This window comes from Paraburkholderia sp. RCC_158, from assembly GCF_041355255.1.
Classification (GTDB): Bacteria; Pseudomonadota; Gammaproteobacteria; order Burkholderiales; family Burkholderiaceae; genus Paraburkholderia; species Paraburkholderia graminis.
Genome location: NZ_JBFUPM010000033.1, coordinates 14,155 through 35,310, shown reverse-complemented (window position 1 = coordinate 35,310; position 21,156 = coordinate 14,155). Strand labels below are relative to the sequence as shown.

21 protein-coding genes and 2 pseudogenes are annotated in these 21,156 nt (G+C 61.9%); 15 read left to right on the top strand and 8 right to left on the bottom strand.

From position 1 onward, the window contains the following. The first annotated feature begins 3 nt into the window (after window positions 1-3). Window positions 4-1,191 carry an MFS transporter gene (locus tag AB6809_RS33795; RefSeq protein ID WP_371028239.1) on the top strand — a complete coding sequence of 396 codons (1,188 nt, stop codon included), beginning with the start codon at window positions 4-6 and terminating at the stop codon, window positions 1,189-1,191. 103 nt (window positions 1,192-1,294) lie between these two features. Here the strand turns inward: AB6809_RS33795 and AB6809_RS33790 are convergent, their stop codons facing one another. From AB6809_RS33790 to AB6809_RS33780, 3 genes are all read right to left on the bottom strand, one after another. Further along, entirely contained in the window at window positions 1,295-2,194 is a 900-nt protein-coding gene (locus tag AB6809_RS33790; RefSeq protein WP_371028238.1) for a transporter, read from the bottom strand. Window positions 2,195-2,283: 89 nt separating this feature from the next. Continuing rightward, the gene (locus AB6809_RS33785) at window positions 2,284-2,652 is read right to left on the bottom strand and encodes a Rieske (2Fe-2S) protein (protein ID WP_371028237.1); all 369 of its coding nucleotides are present in this window, start codon (window positions 2,650-2,652) and stop codon (window positions 2,284-2,286) included. Window positions 2,653-2,664: 12 nt separating this feature from the next. Then, window positions 2,665-3,603, bottom strand: coding sequence for a VOC family protein (locus AB6809_RS33780; protein ID WP_371028236.1), 939 nt, complete (start codon window positions 3,601-3,603; stop codon window positions 2,665-2,667). A gap of 251 nt (window positions 3,604-3,854) precedes the next feature. On the opposite strand from AB6809_RS33780, the gene AB6809_RS33775 reads away from it, so the two are divergent. The 6 genes from AB6809_RS33775 to AB6809_RS33750 all read left to right on the top strand — a co-directional run bounded on the left by AB6809_RS33775 (window position 3,855) and on the right by AB6809_RS33750 (window position 10,517). Beyond that, the gene (locus AB6809_RS33775; protein WP_371028235.1) at window positions 3,855-4,853 is read left to right on the top strand and encodes a fumarylacetoacetate hydrolase family protein; all 999 of its coding nucleotides are present in this window, start codon (window positions 3,855-3,857) and stop codon (window positions 4,851-4,853) included. A 37-nt stretch (window positions 4,854-4,890) separates the two neighbouring features. Further along, window positions 4,891-6,024 (top strand): FAD-dependent monooxygenase, encoded by a 1,134-nt coding sequence (locus tag AB6809_RS33770; RefSeq protein WP_371028234.1) that lies wholly within the window; start codon window positions 4,891-4,893, stop codon window positions 6,022-6,024. Window positions 6,025-6,055: 31 nt separating this feature from the next. Further along, on the top strand, window positions 6,056-7,060 hold the full coding sequence (locus AB6809_RS33765; protein WP_371028232.1) for an ornithine cyclodeaminase family protein: 1,005 nt from the start codon (window positions 6,056-6,058) through the stop codon (window positions 7,058-7,060). A 75-nt stretch (window positions 7,061-7,135) separates the two neighbouring features. Beyond that, window positions 7,136-8,146, top strand: coding sequence for a dihydrodipicolinate synthase family protein (locus tag AB6809_RS33760; protein WP_371028231.1), 1,011 nt, complete (start codon window positions 7,136-7,138; stop codon window positions 8,144-8,146). Between the two features lie 7 nt (window positions 8,147-8,153). After that, a complete protein-coding gene (locus AB6809_RS33755; RefSeq protein WP_371028230.1) occupies window positions 8,154-9,623 on the top strand; it encodes an NAD-dependent succinate-semialdehyde dehydrogenase in 1,470 nt (489 codons plus the stop codon). A gap of 123 nt (window positions 9,624-9,746) precedes the next feature. Next, window positions 9,747-10,517, top strand: coding sequence for a TetR/AcrR family transcriptional regulator (locus tag AB6809_RS33750; RefSeq protein ID WP_371028229.1), 771 nt, complete (start codon window positions 9,747-9,749; stop codon window positions 10,515-10,517). A gap of 899 nt (window positions 10,518-11,416) precedes the next feature. On the opposite strand, the gene AB6809_RS33745 is transcribed toward AB6809_RS33750, so the two are convergent. Together AB6809_RS33745 and AB6809_RS33740 are read right to left on the bottom strand one after the other, a co-directional pair. After that, on the bottom strand, window positions 11,417-11,965 hold the full coding sequence (locus AB6809_RS33745; protein WP_371028250.1) for an acyloxyacyl hydrolase: 549 nt from the start codon (window positions 11,963-11,965) through the stop codon (window positions 11,417-11,419). Between the two features lie 62 nt (window positions 11,966-12,027). Continuing rightward, window positions 12,028-12,423 carry a response regulator transcription factor gene (locus AB6809_RS33740; RefSeq protein ID WP_371028228.1) on the bottom strand — a complete coding sequence of 132 codons (396 nt, stop codon included), beginning with the start codon at window positions 12,421-12,423 and terminating at the stop codon, window positions 12,028-12,030. Window positions 12,424-12,835: 412 nt separating this feature from the next. On the opposite strand from AB6809_RS33740, the gene AB6809_RS33735 reads away from it, so the two are divergent. Continuing rightward, on the top strand, window positions 12,836-13,123 hold the full coding sequence (locus AB6809_RS33735; RefSeq protein ID WP_371028227.1) for a hypothetical protein: 288 nt from the start codon (window positions 12,836-12,838) through the stop codon (window positions 13,121-13,123). Window positions 13,124-13,542: 419 nt separating this feature from the next. Here the strand turns inward: AB6809_RS33735 and AB6809_RS33730 are convergent, their stop codons facing one another. Continuing rightward, window positions 13,543-14,316: an SDR family oxidoreductase gene (locus tag AB6809_RS33730; protein WP_371028226.1), complete on the bottom strand. Its 774-nt coding sequence runs from the start codon at window positions 14,314-14,316 to the stop codon at window positions 13,543-13,545. 131 nt (window positions 14,317-14,447) lie between these two features. On the opposite strand from AB6809_RS33730, the gene AB6809_RS33725 reads away from it, so the two are divergent. Next, window positions 14,448-15,326 (top strand): LysR family transcriptional regulator, encoded by an 879-nt coding sequence (locus tag AB6809_RS33725; RefSeq protein WP_371028225.1) that lies wholly within the window; start codon window positions 14,448-14,450, stop codon window positions 15,324-15,326. Here AB6809_RS33725 and AB6809_RS33720 read toward each other — a convergent pair. Beyond that, window positions 15,265-16,224 (bottom strand): IS5 family transposase, encoded by a 960-nt coding sequence (locus AB6809_RS33720; protein ID WP_371028224.1) that lies wholly within the window; start codon window positions 16,222-16,224, stop codon window positions 15,265-15,267. The two genes, AB6809_RS33725 and AB6809_RS33720, sit on opposite strands and share 62 nt — an antisense overlap. A 74-nt stretch (window positions 16,225-16,298) precedes the next feature. Here AB6809_RS33720 and AB6809_RS33715 point away from each other — a divergent pair. Continuing rightward, a pseudogene (locus AB6809_RS33715) lies at window positions 16,299-16,556 on the top strand (LysR substrate-binding domain-containing protein); the annotation flags it as partial. 363 nt (window positions 16,557-16,919) lie between these two features. On the opposite strand, the gene AB6809_RS33710 reads toward AB6809_RS33715, so the two are convergent. Next, window positions 16,920-17,111, bottom strand: coding sequence for a hypothetical protein (locus AB6809_RS33710; RefSeq protein WP_371028223.1), 192 nt, complete (start codon window positions 17,109-17,111; stop codon window positions 16,920-16,922). Between the two features lie 101 nt (window positions 17,112-17,212). Between AB6809_RS33710 and AB6809_RS33705 the strand changes: the two are divergent. The 5 genes and pseudogenes from AB6809_RS33705 to AB6809_RS33685 form a co-directional block, all read left to right on the top strand. Then, window positions 17,213-17,595 (top strand): annotated as a pseudogene (locus AB6809_RS33705) (helix-turn-helix domain-containing protein); the annotation flags it as partial. Between the two features lie 111 nt (window positions 17,596-17,706). Beyond that, window positions 17,707-18,393, top strand: coding sequence for a GntR family transcriptional regulator (locus tag AB6809_RS33700; protein WP_371028249.1), 687 nt, complete (start codon window positions 17,707-17,709; stop codon window positions 18,391-18,393). A gap of 235 nt (window positions 18,394-18,628) precedes the next feature. Further along, complete coding sequence (locus AB6809_RS33695) at window positions 18,629-19,216, top strand: amino acid synthesis family protein (protein ID WP_310031659.1); 588 nt, start codon at window positions 18,629-18,631, stop codon at window positions 19,214-19,216. Further along, entirely contained in the window at window positions 19,206-20,129 is a 924-nt protein-coding gene (locus tag AB6809_RS33690; RefSeq protein WP_371028222.1) for an alpha/beta fold hydrolase, read from the top strand. The genes AB6809_RS33695 and AB6809_RS33690 overlap by 11 nt, the downstream gene beginning before the upstream one ends. Continuing rightward, complete coding sequence (locus AB6809_RS33685) at window positions 20,122-21,102, top strand: flavin reductase family protein (RefSeq protein WP_310031655.1); 981 nt, start codon at window positions 20,122-20,124, stop codon at window positions 21,100-21,102. Before AB6809_RS33690 ends, AB6809_RS33685 begins: the two co-directional genes overlap by 8 nt. Window positions 21,103-21,156 lie beyond the last annotated feature (54 nt).

Sequence of the window (21,156 nt, the reverse complement as noted above, 5' to 3'; positions counted from 1 at the left end):
GTCATGAACGGAACACGCGGTAACCCGCGATGGCCGCTCTATATCTGCTGCTTCGGCAGCATGGCGTCCATGCGCATGTGCGATTCGATGCTGCCCGTTCTTGCGACGGAGTTCGCGGTCAGTGCCGATCGCGCCGCGCAGACCATGTCGTTGTTCGCGCTCGCCTATGGAGTCTTTCAGTTGGGCTCAGGGCCGCTCGGCGACCGCTTTGCGAAAACGCGTGTGATCGCCCTCGCGGCGTTTGCTTGCGCACTCGGCAATCTTGGCGCGTGCCTTGCCGGCAACCTCGACGAACTACGTATCGCGCGAATTTTTTCGGGCGCCGCGGCCGCCGGCATCGTTCCACTAACCATGGCGTGGATCGGCGATTACAGCCCGGACGACGAGCGTCAGGCGGCGCTCGCGCGCCTGCTGGGCGCTACCGTGTTCGGCATGATCGCGGGGCAATGGGGCGGCGCGGCCATGGCTTCGTCATGGGGATGGCGCGCTCCATTTGTGTCGATCGCGGCGGTGTTCGCGCTCGGTTGGTTGGTCACACTAAGCATTTCGCCGCCCGTCGCGCGAGACACCTCGGCGAAACAGCCGGCGTTCGTGCGGCAGACGATCGATATGCTTCGCGCAAGCCGGGTTCGCATGGTCTTGCTGGTGACGTTCGTCGAAGGCGCCTTGGCATACAGCTCATTGGCATTCTTGCCGACTTACCTCAACACGTCGTTTGCGCTGCCTTCGTCCACGGCGGGATTGATCGCCTCGAGCTACGGTGTAGGAGGGCTGCTGTTCAGTCTGGGCTCGAAGCGCCTGATACGGCGTTTCAGGGATGCGCGCCTTGCGCGAGTGGGCGGGCTGCTGCTCGCAATGTCACTGGTTGCGCTGGCCGTCTCCCCGTTCTGGTGGCTATCCGTCCCTGCCTGCATGCTCGCCGGATTCGGCTTTTACGCACTTCACAACGTCTTGCAAAACCGTGCCGCGCAGATGGCGCCGCACGCGAGAGGCACGGCCGTTTCGCTATTTTCGTGTGTGCTGTTTCTGGGGCAGTCGTTTGGAATCGCGTTGGGCGCGCGGTCGATCGCTCATGCTTCGGTACGCATCCTGTTCGGGGTCTGCGCGTTGGGACTGTTCGTGCTTGCGCTGGTCTTTGCGCATCTGTCGACGCCAAGGCGCGCGGCGTCGAGCTCGCGAGTGCCGGAATAAGCGGGCGGCTGCAATGCGATGGCGGCGCGTCGATACGCGGCGAAGCCAGACACGAGCAGCATAAAAATCGGGCGATGCAGCCGCAACGCCCGATGTTATGCCGCTAGAACTTGACGTACGCGTTGAGCCACAGCGTGTTGCCATAGGCGGCATTGCGCGCATAGATCTGATGCTGCCAGTGAAGCACGGCGCCCCATTTCTGTGTTCCATACCCGACCTGCGGTCCCAGCGTCAGCTCGTTCGTGCGATGTCCGTCGCCGAACGCGGACTGGCCATCGATCTTGTCGTCGTTGAGTTGCGTATTCACGTATCCGCCGACACCCACGAGCCAGTTCTGGTTGATGTGGTAATTGAGCCCGTAGTCCGCGGTAAGCTGGACGCCCGACTGATAGTGCGTGGCCGAATTGACGCTGCTGTAGCTCAGATTAATCTTCGAGCTGAGCTCGATCTGCTGAAGCGGCATCCAGGTAAACGCATAGGCCAGATAGAAACTCGTGACGTTGCTTCCCGGATTGAACAGGCGGGTCTTATCGTATGAACCCCACGGCGCGATGACATCTAGTTCGACAGTCTGGAGATAATGCGGCGATTCCCAGCCGACAAGCACGCCAAACAGCGGATCGGCGATTCCCCGCGCGCCGCCGGAGATGCCGAACGAAGGCAGGTGCAGCGTGCCGTCCACATAGGGCAGCGCAGCCTGGACGGCGATGTTGCCACCCAGGATGGTCGGCGTCTCGAACACATGCACCGCTCGCAGCGAATGAGCCTGCAGGCCGCCATTGGCGCCTTGCGGATTACTGTTGCCGCCACCGTCGCGCAGCGACGTGATGTTCTCGAATTTGTTGTACGTGTAGAGATAGGTGCCAGGGCCGCCGAGCAGTCCGCTCATCACCGTCATGATCCCCGACGGGTAGCTGCTCGTGCCGTTTTCAAGCGCAAAAGCAGGGCTCTGGACCAGGCCTGCCGCGACGCACGCGGCGCCGTAAAGTTTGTACCGGTTCATTGCAGTGTCTCCTGTATTTATACGGATTTTAATTGGTGGTACGAAATAAACTGTTTGTTAAAGGTCCTCGCGTTGCGTGCAGTGCGTCGTCATCGCCGCGTCGGGAAGAGAACGCTCACGTACCTGCCTTCTTCGATTCTCAACATGACGGCCTGGAGATACTGGCCCGTGCATGGTCCCGATATGCACAGGCCGTCGTCAATCGCGAACCTCGCGCCGTGGCCGTGACAAACAATATGGCTGGTATCGCGGTCGAGATAGGCATGCTTTCGCCACGGCAGCGAAGCGCCGGGCCAATGCGGACACGAATTGATATAGCCGCGCAAGCGTTCACCCTTGCGCACCAGAAAGAGATCGTCGACGCCGTTTCCCGACAGATCGAATCCGCGTGCGCCAGTCGGCGGGAGTGCATCGAGTTCGCAGACGCGGACCCATGAAGCAGCGCCGGCCTCAGGCATCACGCGTTTCGCTCAGGACTGTTGCGGAGGCGGACCTCCCGGCGCCCACGTTTCGCGCAACTGGAAGAGAAATTCCTGCGAGTTCTCGGCGATGGCCGGCGCGACGCGCGGAACCCACGAGTCGTCGAGCTGATCCATGTCCGCGTCGTATTCGATATGGCAACCCAGCGGGCTATTGAAATACCAGAACCAGTTCGAGCCGAACCGGTGACGCCCCGGCCCCCAGAACGATTCGTAACCCTTCGCCGCGAACGCATGGCCTGCGCGCAGCACGTCCGACGGACCGCCCATGTGGAACGTGAAATGTTCGCAACCCTGCATGGCCGGCGGCGTCTGGATGAAGAACAGTGTGTGATGGTCGAGCGTGCCGCGCGGGCGCAGGAACGGTCCCATTCCTGTGAAGCGGTCGTTGACCCGGAACCCGAGCCGGTTCACGTAGAACGCCTCGGCCTTATCCGTGTCGGGCACGAAGTAGACGACGTGCGAAAGCGTGCGAGGAAGCGGCGGTGGTTCGTCGCGGTTCGCCGGCGAACCGGTCACGTTCAGTCCGCGATGTGCATCGCCAGGCGCGTTGATCTGCTCGGCCGCAAGCGTCAGGGTTCGGCGCACCGATACCTGAAATCCCAGCACGAATCCCGAGTCGTCAGTTGCTTCAATCGAACCGTCCGCCAGAAATTTGACCTCCCGATCCTTGCCCAGCTCATGCGCGATTTCATCGAGCGCGGCTCGATCCTCTACACCGTAGATCGTCTTGCGCAATTGATTGGCCGTCGGCAGCGTCCATTTGGGAAGCGCCGGGTCGTCCTTGTGGCGAATCACGACGCCGGTTCCGTCGAGAGCTTCAAAGGCGCGATCGCCTTGTGGTGTCAGTCCGTAGTCGGCGAGGAACGTCGCGCAGCTATCGACGTCGTCGACGCCGAAAACGAGTGTGTCAGGTCCAAGAATTCTCACTTTTGAGCGTCCTTTGAAAGAGGAAACGGCGGTGTCGATTAATACGATACGGTGCGGATCATATTATTCCGCTTGCTGTGAATCAGGCAAGAGCGGTTCGTGTTTCGACGGCACTTTTTGGCATGAGGAAAAACCCTCGCTTACGATACGCAGCGTATCGTATATATAATGAGACCGTCGCTAACGAGGATGCATGCGGTCAGGCCGGAGACGCCGGTGCAGCCGCTGTATTCCGAAACTGGAGCCGAACAATGAAGCTGGGTCGCATCGCTGTTAACGGTCCGGACGGGGATGTCGCCCGCCTGGTGTTGGTATTGCCGGAGGAAGGGCGCGTCGTCGATCTGAAGCGCGCCAGCGTGCTCGCGCTGGAGAAGCAGGGCGCAACGGGCGAGTCGGCGCGCCGGTTATCGGAGGCGTTGTTTCCCGGCAGCATGTCGGCGGCGATTGGTCTGGGCGAGCGGTTTCTCGACGCGGCGCGGCGTGCGGACAGGGAGCGTCCCGACGAGGCGTCGATCACCATCGACGACGTCAAGTGGCTGCCGGCCACCGATCCCTCCGTGGTCCGCGACGGCTTGACGTTCATCGGACACATCAAGGGCTTTCACGAGAAGATCGGCCACAAGCCGCACGAGAGCCTGCTGAAGGTGCCGGGTTATTTCAAAGGGACGCCGCACACGGTCATCGGTCATGATGCGGAGGTGCCGTGGCCGGGTTACATCGGACATATGGATTACGAGCTCGAACTCGGGTACATCATCGGCCGGCGCGGCGGTAATCTGAGGCCGGAAGAGGCGCGCCCCTATCTGTTCGGTATCACGGTCTTCAACGACTTCAGTGCCCGCGATCGCCAGTCGATCGAAATGCCGATCCAGATGGGGCCGACCAAGTGCAAGGACTTCGCGTATGGGGTGGGTCCGTGGATCACGACGATCGACGAATTTGCCGACCTCGACGCGATTCCCATGGAAGTGCGCGTGAACGGCGAGACATGGGGCAAAGGCACGAGCGCGAACAAGCTCTGGAGCGTCGACGAACTGATTGCGTGGGCAAGCCTCGGCGAACTGCTGGAGCCGGGCGACGTGATCGGCTCGGGCACGATGGGCGGCGGCTCCGCGCTCGAACTCGATCGCAGGCTGCAGCCTGGCGATGTCGTGGAACTGGAAGTTGGCGGCGTCGGCATTCTGCGCAACCGGATGGGCCAGCCGCAATCGGGATTGTGGTGGCCCGAGCAGCGCGCGCCGTTCATGTGAGTTGACGTGACTACAAAAAATTTCAAGGAGACAGATCATGGCTTCGCAGCACAAGGTGCTTGTCGTCGGCGGAGGGATCAGCGGCATGACGCTCGCCCACGGACTTGCGCGCGCCGGCATGGACGCGCGGGTCGTGGAGAGCGGCCATCGAATGGATCAGCAGGGAACCGGTATTTCCCTGCTCGGCAACGCGTTGCGCGCGCTGGACCAGGTGGGACTCGCCGATAGCTGCATGGCGGCGGGCTCGGGCTGGGACACGGTCAGCATACGCAACCATGCGGGCGAGGTGGTCAACGAGCGGCGCCCGCCGCGCATCTTCAGACCGGACGCGCCGGGGGCGATCGGCATTATGCGGCCGAAGCTCGCGGAAGTGCTTGAAGCGGCGGCGCTCGCGAGCGGCGCCCGCATCGACTATCGCACGAGCGTCGAGGATTTCGAGCAGGACGGCGGCGGCGTTTCATATCGACTGTCTACGGGCGAAACCGGGCGCTGCAATCTGTTGGTCGCAGCCGACGGAACGTATTCGAAGACGCGTCTGAAGGTGTTCGGCGACGCGTATCAGCCCAGCTACGCGGGTCAGGGCGCGTGGCGCTTTACGGTGGAGCGTCCCGCGGAGTTCGACGGGCTCGTGCTGTACAAGCACCCGGACGGCCGCGCGGTGGGCGGCCTGCCGCTATCCGACACGCTTTGCTACTACTTCTTCCTCGAGAACGCCAAGGTTCATGCGCATATGCCGCAAGACCGGCTGAGCGAGATGTTCAGGGCGCGTCTCGAGGGTTTTTCAGCGCCGGATCTTCTTGCGGCGATCGGGCGTTGCGACGGCACACGCTATATCAGTTATCGACCGTTCGACATCCTGTTCATGGCAGAGCCGTGGCATCGCGGGCGAGTCGTGCTCATCGGCGATGCCGCGCATTCGGTCACGCCGCAGTTGACGTCCGGCGGCGGCATGGCGATCGAAGACGCGGTCGTGCTCACCGAGGAGCTGAGCCAGCGCGCGAGTATCGACGATGCGCTCGTCGCCTATGGCGAGCGCCGCCGCGAGCGGGCGAAGCGCGTGTTCGACATCTCACTGGCCATCTGCCAGGCGGAGCAGGACCCGCGCGCGGACGGACGGCGTGCCGTCGAGCTTCTGTTCGAGGGCTACGGCGTGCTCGCCGAGCCGTTCTGAGCGGCCCTTCCAACCACTCTCAATTTTTCCCATGACCACCACCTCGTTTGCTCCCGTGTTCGTCTCGAGCGAGACCGCAAGGGCCGTCTTCGATTGGACGGATGCGATACGCGCGCTGCAGTCGGCGTATGCGCGTCCGGTTGCGCCCAAATCCGCCCCGCCGCGCACCGTGGCCGCCGCGGGCAAGACCTGGCTGCGCACGCTGCCGGCCGTGCCGGTGGGCGGCCGCTACTACGGCGCCAAGATCATGGGCATGGCGATGGACGCCGCCGTGCCCGGCGTGGAATACGTGATCGTTTTGTTCGACCGGGAAACCAGCCGCATCGCCGCGTTCGTCGACGGCAATCTGGTCACCGGCTTTCGCACGGCGGCCACATCGGCGGCCGCGCTCGACAGGCTCGCGCCGCGTGGACCAGCGCGCCTCGCGGTGCTCGGCAGCGGCCTGGAAGCGACTATGCATACGCGTGCCATCGCGAGCGTGCGTGATGTGACGGAGGTCGTCGTGTTCAGCCCGACGCCCGAGCGGCGCACCGCGTTTGCGCAAGCCCTGACGCGCGATCTCGGCATACCCGCACGCGGCGCGGCGTCGGCGCAAGAAGCGGTGGAAGGCGCCGAGCTCGTGCTGGCCGCGGCGCGATCAAAGGGCGAACAGCCGATTCTTTTCGGCGACTGGCTCATACCTGGCGCGACCGTGGTATCGATCGGCTCGACCATTCCCGAGCAGCGCGAGATCGACGCGTCCGTCGTTGCTCGCAGCGACATCATCGTGTGCGACACGCTCGAGGAAGTGCTGGAGGAAACCGGCGACATGCTGGCCGCGCACGAAGCCGGCGTCGCGTTCCGCGACAAGTCGTTCAGCCTTGCGGACCTGATGAGCGGTGCAATCGATGAGCGTCTGAAAGAGGCCCGCACCCGCATGTACAAGTCGGTGGGTGGCGGGCTGCAGGACATCGTGGTGGCGGAACTCATCCTCGGCAAGGCAATCGAGGCCGGCCTCGTGACGCCGCTGCCGATCGAATTCGAAACCAAACGCTAGGCGCACGCCAACGCGCGCGACATTCAACGGCAATGGGATCAGCAACGCGAACAGCAATGCACAAAGGAGCACAGCATGGCCCGTTACACCAGAAAGGAAGCGCGCGAATGGGCGCGTGAGCATCTCGTCGGCGTCGCCAACGTGACCATTCCGACGATGACATCGGACTTCAGGCGCATCAACGAAAAGGCAGTTCGACATGATGTCGAACTGGCAATCGAGCACGGCTTCGTCGGTTCGCTTTCGTGCTCGGAGGTGGCGATCACGCAGGCACAGTACGGCGAGTTCTGCGGCATCATGGCCGACCAGGCCGCGGGCCGCCTCGTCATCGTGCATCACGCCGTGTTCAATACGCTGGAAGACAATATCGAGGCGATCCGGCTCGCGGAGGCGGGCGGGGCTGACCTCGTGTTGCTCGGCTATCCCCCGTACTTCTATCCCAAGTCCTACGACGAAGTATTCGAGTACACGAAGGCGATCTGCGCGTCGACGAACCTCGGCGTGATGGTGTTTCCGCTGCCCGCGTGGGGCTTTTCGCGTTTGCATCCCGCCGACATTCCGCTGCCCGTGCTGCGCCGCATGGTCGACGAAATACCGAACGTGGTCGCGATCAAGGCCGAGGGCGGTCTACCCTACATCATGTCGGCCATCGAGGTGCACCGCGAATTCCACGAAGAGGTGGTTATTTCCTCGCCGCTGGAATACGAGTACGTCCCGCTCGCGCAGGTCATGGACATTCCGTTTTGCGGCACCAATTATTCGGCCTACTACGGGCCGCTGCTGCCGCGAATTCATAAGCTCATCCGCGCTGGCGAATACAGTCAGGCAACGCAGCTCTGGTACAAAATGGACCCGGCACGAAAGGCGTTCGCGAGCCTGCCGATCGCGGCCAACGGCCTGCTCAACCGTATGTTGTGGAAGTACCAGGCCTGGTTGCAGGGCTACAACGGCGGCCCCTTGCCGCATCCGACCCAGCGCGTGTATCAGCGCGATATGGCCATCTTGCGCAAGGGTCTCGACGCAGCGGGCCTGAATCCGACAAGCGATCCCGACGAGGCGTTTTTCGTCGGCCGTCATCCCCTGTGAGACCGACATGAGCGAACCGATCACGCTACCCCTGAAGGACCCCGGCTTGCTGCGGCAGGCGATGCTCATCGACGGCGAATGGGTGCCCGCCGACAGTGGCGAGACGCTGGAGGTGCGCAATCCGGCCACAGGCGAACTGGTCGCGCGCGTGCCGAATGGCGGCGCGAACGAGACTCGCCGCGCAATCGCCGCAGCCGAGCGCGCAATGCGCACATGGCGCAGCGCGTTGCCCAAGGAGCGCGCCAAAGTGTTGCGCACGCTCTACGAGCTGATGCTGTCCAACATCGACGACCTCGCTGTCATCATGACCGCGGAGCAAGGTAAGCCGCTGGTCGAATCGCGCGGCGAAATCCTGTATGCGGCGGGCTTCATCGAGTGGTTCTCGGAGGAAGCGAAGCGCGTTTACGGCGACATCATTCCGCACAATGTCCACGGCCGCCGCATTCTCGCGCAGAAGGAGCCGATCGGCGTTTTCGCGGCGATCACGCCGTGGAATTTCCCGTCCGCGATGATTACGCGCAAGGCCGGTCCCGCGTGGGCCGTCGGTTGCGCTGGCGTCATCAAGCCGGCGAGCCAGACGCCGTTGTCCGCGCTCGCATTGGCGGTGCTCGCCGAACGTGCCGGTTTGCCGCCGGGCGTGTGCAATGTCGTGACCGGCTCGGCTCGCGCCATAGGCGGCGAGCTTACTTCGAGCGCGGCGGTGCGCAAGCTCTCGTTCACGGGTTCGACGGAAGTCGGCGCGCAACTGCTCGCGCAATGCGCGCCGACGATCAAGAAGACCAGCATGGAACTGGGCGGCAACGCTCCGCTTATCGTGTTCGACGATGCCGACCTGGACGCAGCAGTGAAAGGCGCGCTCGCCGCGAAATACCGCAACGCGGGCCAGGCGTGTGTGGCGGCCAATCGCATCCTGGTGCAGTCGGGCGTCTACGACAGCTTCGCGACGAAGCTGGCCGAAGCCACCGCGGCTCTCAACGTGGGCAACGGTATGCATGAAGGCGTGGTGCAGGGGCCGCTGATCAACGAAGACGCCGTCCGCAAGGTCGAAGAGCACATCTCGGATGCACTGCGCAAAGGCGCTCGTGTGCTGACGGGCGGCAAACGCCATGCGCTTGGCGGCTGCTTTTTCGAGCCCACGGTGTTGGCCGATGTTCCTGGCGACGCGATGATCTTCAACGAGGAAACCTTTGGACCGGTTGCGCCGCTGTTTCGCTTCGAGACGGAAGACGAGGCCATCGCGCTCGCCAACGACACGCCGTTCGGTCTCGCCTCCTACGTGTTTGCGCGCGACGTGGGGCGCATCTTCCGCGTTGTCGATCGACTGGAGTTCGGCATGGTCGGCGTCAACGAGGGGTTGATCTCGACGGAGGTCGCACCTTTCGGCGGAGTCAAGGCCTCGGGGCTCGGTCGCGAAGGCTCGAAGTACGGCGTCGACGACTACCTCGAAATTAAGTATGTCGCGCTGGGCGGGCTGTGAGGAATCGAACCGTCATTCTGACAGGAAGGCGAGAGGTGGCGTTCTCTCAACCTGGCAGGCCAATTAGGATACGATGAGCCTAATAATTCTGCGCGAGTGTCAGGCTCGTCGCAACGTGTCTGCTTGGGCCTGCAACGCGGCACGGCAGATAGAGGCGATATTGCCAGTCGACTTCCGAACACCTCAATGAAGACAAACGCTCAACTTCCCGTTCCAGCACTCTCAGCCGCACGTGGCGTCGGCCGGCCACGGAGCGAGGAAACCCGCGCCCAGATTCTTGCGGCGACCGTTCGTCTGCTGGAGACTCGAACGGTTCAGTCGATTTCGATCGAAGCCATCGCGAAGGAGGCGGGCGTCGGCAAGGCGACTATTTACCGCTGGTGGGATTCCAAAGCGCTCGTGGTAATTGATGCGTTCATCGAACATCATGTCGTCCAGACGCCGATGCCGCAAGATTTGCCGCCGGGCGACGCGATCGCGGTGCATCTCATTTCGCTGGTCCATGAATACGCCGGATGGTCTGGCCGGATCGTTGCGCAGATCATCGCCGAAGGGCAAGCTGATCCCGCCGTGCTACGCGAGTTTCGGGAGCGCTTTCACTATGGACGTCGAGCGCTCGTGCGCGAAATGCTCGAAGAGTGGCGCGGTTCAGCACGCATTCCCGTGCCGTCGAACATCGAGACGTTGAGCGAGGTTCTATACGCGCCGATCTACATGCGCCTGCTGGTCGGAAACGGTCCGCTCGACGACCACTTTGCGCAGGAGCACATCACGTACGTTTACACACTGCTGGGCGTCGACGTGCCCGATGTCCTGCAACTGCAGGAAAAAATCAGGCAGAAACGGTCCACGAAAAAGACAACGGGGGTGCGCACTAACGCGTCAAAGGCATAGCACCTCATATCGATCGGGAGGCCGATTTGAATTCGGTGACGCATAAGGCCAGATTGCCTCTCACGGCCGCGACTTTCCGGCTGTCGTACTAAGACGGTCGTATTGCGTTCAATGTGAGCCCGGTGAGACGCGGAACTTTATTGACAGCGCGGTGTTCCGCCCGCGCAGGAAACCGTTTGCGACGATTCGCTTAGAACTGCGAAAAGCGCTTCTTGGTTGTGCCGCAGATCGTCAGACTCATGAGCGGTGGCTGGCTGATGCCTATGTCCGGCGGTGGTATCGAGGCGTTGGGTCATGCATTCGACTTCGCCGCAAGCAATCGTTTAAACGACGAGGACAATGGCCGTTAACGCAAACAATGAGCCCGGCGAACGACCGCTCAGCAATCCCTAACCGGTCGCCGAGATCGCCGGTCTTCGAACGGCAGCTTCAGGTCGGGAGTACCCACTGCCGACTGACCGCATCCGGGAAGCGGAACTCCGATGGCCGCTTTCTGGCGATGAATTTGAAAAGCGGTCCGACGCAACCGACCCGAAGCGGACATACCCCGGCGATGCTGATACGACCGCTCAGCACGCACACCGGTCTTCCGAAGGCCGGTTGAGAGAGGACAGCGACTCAGCTACTCGGAGAGTACGTTCACGGTCAGTGCCGTTGAGGCGGGCCCACGGCTTGACCTTTTTACTGACGCGCCGATGCGCCATTTGCTCAACAGCCGTGAGGCCTCAGTCCCGCTGCAGCCGAGAGCACCTCGTTGCTAATACTCGCCGGACGCCGAACGAAGCAGCGCTGCGCTGCTTTTCCTGAACATTTAGCCCGTCAGACGCCATCGGGCTAGCCATACGCCTTTCGCCGCCATTGCTCAGCCCCTTGTACCGGTGAGCCGTACGCGGCCACGGTCAGAAGTTATATTGCAGATATAGCTGGTGGAAATTTATACCAGGATTCGGCTCTTTGATACCGCCGTTCGACACATGCTGGAAGCGGTAGCCGGCCTGGTACTGCTGGCGGCCGCCGAATTGCACGCCGACGCCCGCCATATCGGCGAACTGGAACGCCGTGGAAAGCGTGAAGGTCGAAGAGATTCTCGGGCTCGACAGAAGCCGCACGCCCGCGCCGGCCTCGACGAAAGGCCGGATCGTTCCCGATCCTTTGATGAAGCGAATGACAGGCGTCACACCGATTTCGCCGATGTTCTCGTGCACATTGCCTTCGTTCGTATGCCACCAGGCCACGTGCGCCTCGCCGATCAGCGCGAAATGCCAGTCGCCGATCTGCCACCAGGTCAGGTTCGGATCCCACAAGAGGCCAAGGTCAAGCTTTTTGACATGGTGATCGCCCAGTCCGCCCGCCACCTGGACGCCGAACTGATCGGCTGCGGCCAAGCCGGAGCAACCCAGCAAAAGAGTTGCGCACGCAGTGTTCAGAAACCGGACTCCGCCAGGCATTCTTTCTGTTCCCCATCTTATTCCGAAGAGACCCATCCGAGCTTTGGACGCACATTCGGCGCCTACGGGTTAAACCCCTTTTTTGGTGAGCCAATAATCATTTGCACAGCCCTGATCAACACGTCGCCGTTAAATGGTTTTGAGAGATAGTCTGCGGCACCCTGCGCGAGAACCTTCTCGCGAACGTCGGGATCGTCATTGCCGCTGATGAAGATGATGGGCATGCCGGTGGAGACGATGCGACGCTGTATCTCGAACCCGTCTATCCCTGGCATCTCCAGGTCTGCGATAACGCAGAGAGGGACGGACGAAGTCGCCGACGACAGCGAGTCCAGAAATGCTTCGCCACTGGAAAAAGTCTCTGCCTTGACGCCGGCGGAGTGCAGCAAACGCTTGAGGGCACGCCGAACGGATTCGTCATCATCGACCACCGCGATAATTCGAGTGAGGTTCACCATGAAGTCGTGAGCGCGCCGTGAGCTGGTTCTGGTGGCAGCGTAATCGAGGATCGGTTAATACGCTATAGGACTTTCGCTCCTCGCGCCAGGCCGCACGGCGATCAGGTCTGCGTTCACTACCGAACACGCTGCGGACGCTCGTCGTCAAGGTGTAGACGAGCCCGACGAATGCGTCCGGCAAGCTTCTGATCGCTCGGCTGCGCGACCTGTTCGAATCGGCAGTTTCGCGCGTAGACCTCGCCGTTGGGTTGCTGAAGGTCTATAACAGTATGGGCAGCCCGGAATGGTCATTGGATGCTGAAAGCTCGGAAAAACGTCAACGTCTGACCGGGGACGAGGTTCATCAACCGCGACCAAACGGATCCCTGCTTTGCATTTTCGAATCCGACTAGCCTGTGTATCGGAGGTAATCATGAAATGCGGGTACCGTGGCTGGATTATCGACGCGACTCCGGATTTCTCCCTTGGCAAATTCTTCGCCCGCGCCCGACTAGTCCGCATTTCTGCAGATGAGAAAACGGATAGTGAAATGCACATCGAGCGTGACCTTTCGTACTTTCATACCGAGGACGAGGCGATCGAGGCTGCGCAACAGTGGGCGTTTGAATGGATCAACGTGCGCGACGGAATGGTCGATAGCACGCAGGTTGCGGTGTCATCGCCGCGAAGGGGCATTCCGGGCGGGGCCCGAGCCCGATGAAATGCAGGACGCCTCGGCTGGTAATGACTGTTTTTTGCAGCTGATGCTTAGGAGGCCTCCCTCGCGAGTGGCCGTGTTGCATCAAGAACAGCCGATCAGGGATGGCACGCCAGCGTCCGTTGGCAGCATGGCAGGAGCCGTTCGTCCTTGGCATCAATCGAGCGAAGCTCGGAGCCGCTGCAAGACGGTTCCTGAGCGTAGCCGACGAGCCTTCTGGTCACGGCCGGCGATTCAACGGCCGTTGCCTCATCGATCGAACTTGAAGCGCAGTTGACCATCCCTAGACATCTTTCGCATGAAGTGGACGCCGGCAATCAACGGAATGCTTGCCGGCCATTGCATTCAAGTTGCTTGTGCCAACACTTGCTGCAGGGCCAACGCCTCTCGTTAATCAGAAGAGAGAGATATCATTCGCTCGCTTACTTGGTCGTATAGCCACCGTTGATCAGAATGGTCTGACCCGTAATCCACCACCCGTCGCTGACCAGATGGCGGACGAAGGGCACCACATCCCCTGGATCGGTCAAGCCAGTCGTGGAGAACGGCGAGAGTGCGGCGGCGGTCTTGTGATAAGCCACCGCGTCCGCGCCTTCGGCGGGATAGAAGAACGGCGTGGCCATGGGGCCGGGTCCGATGGCTGTCACCGAGATGCCACGCGCGCCGAATTCCTTGGCCGCCGCGCGCGTGAAATGTTCGACCGGTGCCTTGGTGCCCGCATAGGCAGCGTAAAACGGTGTGAACGCGCCGAGCAGCGACGTGACCAGCGTGACGATCTTGCCGTTGTCATTGACCTGCTTGCCTGCTTCCTTGAGGAAGAAGAACGCGGACTTTGAATTTACCGCCGTCATTTCATCGTACTCAGCCTCGGTGATGTCCACGAACGGTTTCTTCAACACCTTGCCCACCGTGTTGATCGCAATATCGGGGCGGCCGACGGCGGCGACAACATCTGCGAACAACTTCTCGATCGCACCGGCCGAGGTCAGATCCGCCTGGAAAGCGACCGCCTTGGCGCCTGCCGCCTCAATCGCGGCAAGTGTCTCGTCTGCCGCGGCCTTCGAACTCGCGCTGTTGTAGTGGATCGCCACCGCCTTGGCGCCCTGTGCAGCGAGATCCCGCGCAATCAGTCCACCGAGATTTTTCGCTCCGCCCGCAATGACGACGGTTTTGCCCTTGATGCTGTGGTTTGCCATGGTCCATCCCCAGTACCGAAGCCGCCCGATGCAGCCTCTCACCCTGCTGGATGATATATTCCAGGAAAATCATTTAAACCTGCTGTTTCTGACATCACTGGTCAGAAAAGTCGAACAGTGGAAAAGGGACCGTGGATCGTATTGACCTGTTTCGCGTGTTCGCGCGCGTTGTCGAATGTGCGAATTTCACGCGCGCGGCGGACACGCTCGGCCTGCCTCGCTCGTCGGTGTCGGCGGCGATCCAGGAGCTGGAAGGGCGGATCGGCGCCCGGCTGCTGCATCGGACAACGCGCAAGGTGTCGCCAACTCAGGACGGCGCCGCGCTCTATGAGCGCTGCCTGCGTCTGATCGCCGATGTCGAGGAGACCGAGAATCTGTTCCGCCACACATCGGTAGGACCGAGCGGCGTGCTGCGCATCGACGTGCCAAGCCGTATAGGCCGGCTGATCATCGCACCCGCACTGCCGAAATTCCTCGTCTCCTATCCAAAGATCGACATCACGTTCAGTATGACCGATCGCACGATCGACCTTGTCGAAGAACGCGTCTATTGCGTGCTGCGCGTAGGTAAGCCGCACGACTCCGGCATGATCGCGCGCCCCATTGGCGATCTGCCGCTGATCAATGTTGCGAGCCCCCTCTATTTGTCGCATCACGGTACGCCTTGCACGCCCGACGACATGACAACCCACCAGGTCGTTCAGTATGCGTCGCCATCCACCGGGCGTATCGCGCCCTGGGAATGGCTCGACGGCGAGACCATAAGGACGCTGACAACGCAAGGCCGTGTGACCGTTAAGGAAGGTCTGCAGAAGTCGTTTTCGGCGCGACGATCTTTCGCATTCTTCGCAGCCCGACCGTTGATCCAATTTCGGAGGCGAAGATCACCTCGTATTGCCGCCTGTCCACAGCTGTGTCGACGAAACGTGTGGCAACACCGAAGCGATTTCAGGATTTTCGCAAGGCTCCGCGCGCCATCCACAAGTTGCTCAAAGCAAACAATGTGGTGATCTGGGCGGTATTTTTCATCAAGCCACGGTAGCGGGTCTTCGCATAACCGAACTGCCTTTTGATGACGCGAAACGGATGCTCGACCTTGGCTCGAATTCCAGCCTTCAGCCGTTCGATTTTATCGTATATCGCGTCCAGAGGATCACTCTGATTCAGCATTCTGCGCTTGCCCGGTCTCATCGCAACATGCCAACGCGCTCCGTGATCCTGAGCCTCGCAGTGCTTTTCGATCCCCTGATAGCCGGCGTCGGCGTAGACATCGGTTTCTTCGCCATGCAGCAATGCCTCGGCAACGGTGATGTCGTGCACATTGGCCGCCGTCCCAATGACTGTATGAACCAGCCCTGAGTCTGCATCCACGCCGATATGCGATTTCATTCCGAAGTACCAGTTGCCGCCTTTCTGTGTCGAGCGCATTTCTGGATCCCGGGTGCCGGAACCGTTCTTTGTGGAACTGGGCGCAGCAATCAGCGTGGCGTCGACTGCGGACCCAGCTCTTAGCATCAAGCCTTTCTCCGTCAGGATCTCATTGACTAGTGCGAGCATTTGCGCGGCCAGACCGTGCGTTTCGAGCAGATGGCGGAACCGGAGAATCGTGCTTTCATCCGGCAAACGCGCCATGCCGCCGTCAAGACCTGCGAACTCGCGATACAGCGGTACGTCATAGAGCGCTTCTTCCATTGCAGGGTCGGACAGACCAAACCACTGCTGCATAAAATGAATCTGCAGCATCGTCGCGATCGGGAACGGCGGCCGACCCGTTTTACCCTTGGGATAATGCGGCTCGATGAGCGCAATCAGCTTTGACCACGGCACGACTCGGCCCATCTCATCTAGAAACTCCCGCTTGCGCGTCCGTTTTGTCGTCAGATCCAGACCAAGACCGAGTTGCGTCATCGACTCTCTCCAAAACATCCCTGTTACCCAGGATAGTTCACCTGCTTCTCAACGCAAGGCTTTTGCAGACCTTCCTTAACAGCGCGGAGGCGTATATCGCGTGTTGCCTTGCAGGACTCGGCTTGATCCAGATTCCTGCCTATGACGTGCATCAGCATCTACGTGCGGGCGAACTGATCGAGGTGATGCCAGAATACCAGGCTGCGCCAATGCCGATAAACTTGCTCTATCCGCATCGGCAACATCTGTCGCGCAGGGTTCAGGTGTTCGCCGACTGGCTCGATGCGCTGTTGAAAGGACAACTCGTTTGCGATTCAGGTGGAAGAAAGTGAAGCCGGCCGATCAGGGCCTCGCTCCTTTCTCGCACAGCAGGGCACACGTTCAACAGCGGTTGATTGGCAAGGACGAATATCGTAATGGCGTGGTTCATGCGTCCGTTCCGTTGCAGAATGCGGACGCTGACAAACTTGTCGCGATAGGCAACTTAGGGTCGGTATGGGACCGGCGCGGCGCAAAAAACGCGACGAATGCAAAGTGATGCCGACGAGAGAATCGGTTTCATGGCTGACATCTATCGGCGCAATGAACTGACGCTCCCGCTAGGTCGCGCATGAGGCTCTGTCCGGGACAGTGACGTGCTTTAAGTCGGACTGCTGTCCAGAGACGACGCACGATTGACGGCAGTATCGCCCTGTCTAAAACCCGAGCCCGACGCCGACGCCTCCGAAACCACTCCCACCGAAACTGCCTGCCCCAATCCCGATGCCGAAGCTGGGGCCCGGCGCATAATAGCCGGGCGGGTCGCCGTTGCCGTAATAGGGCGGCTGGGCAGCGACGCAACCCGCAATACCGAACGTTAAGGCCAGGATGCCAAGTAGCTTGATCATGACGCGCTCCGTTCCATGAGCAGGACAGGGACATCGCGAGCAAGATCCGGTCCCTCGCTGGCCGTCCCCGAGGTGGCGACCTTCCGCGCATGCATCCATGCAACCGGCGCGCGGACGGGCAGTTGCAGTTTTCGACCTTGCTCGACCTCGACCCGAAGTCCGACCGAATCCAGAAGGCGATCGACCACGCGAACGCGAATCTGCGCAACGCATTGACCGTCGAAGAACTCGCTGAGGTGGCGGGACTCAGCCCGCGGCAATTCAGCCGCGCGTTCAGCGCCGAGACGGGGCAGTCACCCGCCAAAGCGGTCGCGCATTTGCGCGTCGAAGCGGCGCGGCTGATGCTGGAAAAGCGCCGCCTGTCGCTGGATGTGATCGCGGACGAATGAGGCGCGCGTTCCTTCGCACGATCGGGCAGCCGCCTCAGGCGGTGCGTCGTCTGAGTCGGGAGGCGCGCAGAGCGGTGGAGTTGCACGCGGGGTGATGGCGAGCGTCGTCGCGCCAACCCTTCGCGACATCCCACAGGTATAAGCGATAATATGGCATTCCATCTGCCGGCCGCGCCGCCCGCATGAGCCATCTTCTTTCGCCGCCTATGTCAGACCTTCGCATCGACCGCAACGCCAAGACGCTGCGTGAACTCACGCTTGAAAAACTACGCGGCGCGATAGTGCAAGGGTATTTCCGGCCCGGCGCGCGGCTCGTCGAGCGGACTTTGTGCGACGAACTCGGCGTGAGCCGTACAGTTGTGCGCGAGGTGCTCCGGCATCTCGAAACGGAAGGGCTGGTCGAGATCGTCGCGCGGCAAGGCCCGATCGTAGCGCGGCTCGATCCCGACCAGGTTGCGGAAACCTATGAACTGCGCGGCCTGCTCGAAGCGAACGCCGCCCGCGCTTGCGCCGAGCAATCGACACCCGAACTCGTCGCCAGGCTCCGTGGTCTGCGCAAGACGATCGAAGATGCGTTCGCGAAGAACGATCTGCCGCGCGTGCTCGAATACACCGGACTCTTCTATGACGCCATGTTCGAGGGCGCGCACAAGCACGTATCGCTGAGCGTGGTGAAGACGCTGAACGCGCGCATCAATCGGCTGCGCGCGCTCACCATCGCGACGCCGGGGCGCGGCGACGAGTCCAACCAGGAAATGAACGCGTTGCTCGACGCAATCGAGCGGCGCGACGGCGAAGCCGCCGCGGCTGCATCGGCCGCGCACATCAAACGGGCCGGCGAACTCGCGATGACCGCGCTCGCCCAGCAAACGCAGCCTGCCGAAAGCGACTGACCACGCGTCGACGCGCTTCGTTGAAGAAGGCCGCCGGAGAAATCCGGCGGCCTTTTTGTTTAGGCCGTCGGCGAACAGATGGCTGCCCGGAATCATGCCCAACGCAGGCGATGGCATATCATGGTATTCCATAATACTGTTTTCCTTGGTGCGGGCCATAAGATGGAATACCATAATCTCAACGATCCGCATCACGCAGGACATTCCGGGCCGCGGCCCACGTCAGGAGAACGATATGAAGCTGGAAGTGCGCAAGCTCGTCACCTATGTCGAAGACACGTTCATCGAAGGCGGCAAGGCGGCCGCGCGGCCGCTCAAGCTGATTGGCGCGGCGGCGGTGCTGCGCAATCCTTGGGCGGGGCGCGGCTTCGTCGAGGACCTCAAGCCGGAGATTCACGGACTCGCGCCGCAACTCGGCGAGATGCTGACAGCGGAGATGCTGCGCGCCGCCGGTTCGGGCGATGCGATCGAAGGTTATGGCAAGGCCGCGATTGTCGGCACGTCGGGCGAGATCGAGCATGCGTCCGCGCTGATCCATACGTTGCGCTTCGGCAATCACTATCGGAAGGCCGTGGGCGCAAAGAGCTACCTGAGCTTCACGAATCTGCGCGGCGGCCCGAACTGCCCGATCTCGATTCCGCTGATGCACAAGCTCGATGAAGGCATGCGTTCGCACTATCTGACGGTGCAGTTTTCCATCGTCGATGCGCCCGCGCCCGACGAACTCGTGATTGCACTCGGCGCTTCGATCGGCGGGCGTCCGCATCATCGGATCGGCGACCGCTATCAGGATCTGAAGGAGCTCGAGTCCAATGAAGGCTGAGTTTGCGCCCGAGCGCGTCGCGTCGCGCGGCGCGGCCGGCGGCACCAGTTACAGCGTGTACGCCCCGCATTCGCGCGATGCGCTCGCGACCGTCGTGCTGATTCACGGCGTGGGCATGAACCAGAGCGTGTGGGCGCCGCAGATCGACGCGTTGACGGCAAGCTACCAGGTCGTCACCTACGACATGCTCGGGCACGGCGACAGCGCGCTGCCGAGCGCCACGCCGACGCTCGCCGAATACGCGTCGCAATTGAAGGCGCTATTCGATGCAACAGGAATCGAACGCGCGCACGTGATCGGGCATTCGATGGGCGCGCTCATCGCACTCGAATTCGCGCTGACGCATCCGCAACGCACGCTGAGTGTCATCGCGCTCAACGCGGTATACGACCGCACGCCCGCGCAACGTGAAGCCGTGATGTCGCGCGCCGCATCGCTCGGCGCAACGACGCACGAGGCGCAAGACGCACAAGACACGCACGACGCGAGCGTGGATGCCACGCTCTCACGCTGGTTCGGCCATCCGGTGCCCGGCCATCTGACGCAAGCGGCGCAAGCGGTGCGCGCGCTGCTGCTGTCCGTCGATCCGCTCGGTTACGCGCGCACGTACCGGCTGTTCGCTTCGTCGGACGACGCGCATGTCGGCCGCCTCGCGAATCTCACGGTGCCCGCGCTGTTCCTGACAGGCGAGTGCGATCCGAACTCGAGCCCGTCGATGTCGCGGGCGATGGCCGCCGCGGCGCCGCAAGGCCGCGCGGAAGTTCTGCCGAACGCGCGCCACATGATGAACGTTACCGACCCTGCACGCGTGAACGAACGGCTGCTCGCGTTCCTCGCTGAAGCAGCCCATGCAGACGACGCACCGGACGTGCCGCATGCAAAAGCATCGATCATTGGAGAAAGCCATGAATGAGCCGACGTTCGACAAGACAGCGGAACAGGCTTTCGACGCCGCCGGATTCCGCCGCGCGCTGGGCGCGTTCGTGACCGGCGTGACCGTCGTCACGACGATTCAGGCCGACGGATCGCCGCGTGGCTTCACCGCGAATTCGTTCACGTCGGTATCGCTCGATCCGCCGCTGATTCTCGTCTGCATCGCGAAGAGCGCTTCGAGCTACGCGGTGTTCTCCGGCACGCGTCACTTCGCCGTGAGCGTGCTCGCGGAAGATCAGAAGAGCGTGTCGGGCGTGTTCGCTTCGAAAGCCGCCGACAAGTTCGCGCAAGTCGCATGGGAAACGCGCAACACGGGCGCGCCGGTAATGACGGGCGCGGCGGCGAGCTTCGACTGCGCGGCGCATGAGGTTGTCGATGCGGGCGACCACATCATTCTCATCGGACGCGTGCTCGATTTCGTTCACACGAGCGCATCGCCGCTTGGCTATTGCCGCGGCGCCTATGTGAACTTCAGCCTCTCGCAGGATGCGCTCGCCGCAGCGGGCTCGCGCGCGCAGGTCGGCGCGATCCTCGAACATCGCGACGGACTTGTGCTGCTCGACACGCCGCAAGGCCTCAAATTGCCGACGGGTATCAAGCTCGAACCCGCAAGCGACGCAGCGAGCCTGCGTGGCGTGCTCGCGAAGCTCGGCCTCGACGTGCATCTCGACTTCATCTTTGCGGTGTTCGAATCGGGCAGCGCACCGGCAAGCGGCCAGCCCGCGAGCGTGCAGATCTACTATCGCGGCCGCGTGATCGACAACGGCGCGGCATGGATGGACAGCGCGATCCGCATCGTTCCGCTCGCGCAGATTCCGTGGGATCAGTTGCACGACGAAGCGGTGCGCTCGATGTTGCAACGCTACGTGCGCGAACGCAGCGAAGACGCGTTCGGCATCTACGTCGGCGATACGGAAGCCGGCAAGATCCAGACACTCGCGATCGCGCACTGAGCTGACTGACGCAAGCTCGGTCCACTTCGCCAACGAATCCGCTGTATGCGCTCG

Excerpts from the sequence above, each read along its gene's own strand:
- AB6809_RS33745 (WP_371028250.1), bottom strand. The coding sequence starts at position 11,965 with ATGCCTGGCGGAGTCCGGTTTCTGAACACTGCGTGCGCAACTCTTTTG.
- AB6809_RS33790 (WP_371028238.1), bottom strand. The coding sequence starts at position 2,194 with ATGAACCGGTACAAACTTTACGGCGCCGCGTGCGTCGCGGCAGGCCTG.
- AB6809_RS33690 (WP_371028222.1), top strand. The coding sequence starts at position 19,206 with ATGAAGGCTGAGTTTGCGCCCGAGCGCGTCGCGTCGCGCGGCGCGGCC.
- AB6809_RS33770 (WP_371028234.1), top strand. The coding sequence starts at position 4,891 with ATGGCTTCGCAGCACAAGGTGCTTGTCGTCGGCGGAGGGATCAGCGGC.
- AB6809_RS33775 (WP_371028235.1), top strand. The coding sequence starts at position 3,855 with ATGAAGCTGGGTCGCATCGCTGTTAACGGTCCGGACGGGGATGTCGCC.
- AB6809_RS33755 (WP_371028230.1), top strand. The coding sequence starts at position 8,154 with ATGAGCGAACCGATCACGCTACCCCTGAAGGACCCCGGCTTGCTGCGG.
- AB6809_RS33735 (WP_371028227.1), top strand. The coding sequence starts at position 12,836 with ATGAAATGCGGGTACCGTGGCTGGATTATCGACGCGACTCCGGATTTC.
- AB6809_RS33785 (WP_371028237.1), bottom strand. The coding sequence starts at position 2,652 with ATGCCTGAGGCCGGCGCTGCTTCATGGGTCCGCGTCTGCGAACTCGAT.
- AB6809_RS33695 (WP_310031659.1), top strand. The coding sequence starts at position 18,629 with ATGAAGCTGGAAGTGCGCAAGCTCGTCACCTATGTCGAAGACACGTTC.
- AB6809_RS33760 (WP_371028231.1), top strand. The coding sequence starts at position 7,136 with ATGGCCCGTTACACCAGAAAGGAAGCGCGCGAATGGGCGCGTGAGCAT.
- AB6809_RS33720 (WP_371028224.1), bottom strand. The coding sequence starts at position 16,224 with ATGACGCAACTCGGTCTTGGTCTGGATCTGACGACAAAACGGACGCGC.
- AB6809_RS33765 (WP_371028232.1), top strand. The coding sequence starts at position 6,056 with ATGACCACCACCTCGTTTGCTCCCGTGTTCGTCTCGAGCGAGACCGCA.
- AB6809_RS33795 (WP_371028239.1), top strand. The coding sequence starts at position 4 with ATGAACGGAACACGCGGTAACCCGCGATGGCCGCTCTATATCTGCTGC.
- AB6809_RS33710 (WP_371028223.1), bottom strand. The coding sequence starts at position 17,111 with ATGATCAAGCTACTTGGCATCCTGGCCTTAACGTTCGGTATTGCGGGT.
- AB6809_RS33740 (WP_371028228.1), bottom strand. The coding sequence starts at position 12,423 with ATGGTGAACCTCACTCGAATTATCGCGGTGGTCGATGATGACGAATCC.
- AB6809_RS33730 (WP_371028226.1), bottom strand. The coding sequence starts at position 14,316 with ATGGCAAACCACAGCATCAAGGGCAAAACCGTCGTCATTGCGGGCGGA.
- AB6809_RS33685 (WP_310031655.1), top strand. The coding sequence starts at position 20,122 with ATGAATGAGCCGACGTTCGACAAGACAGCGGAACAGGCTTTCGACGCC.
- AB6809_RS33700 (WP_371028249.1), top strand. The coding sequence starts at position 17,707 with ATGTCAGACCTTCGCATCGACCGCAACGCCAAGACGCTGCGTGAACTC.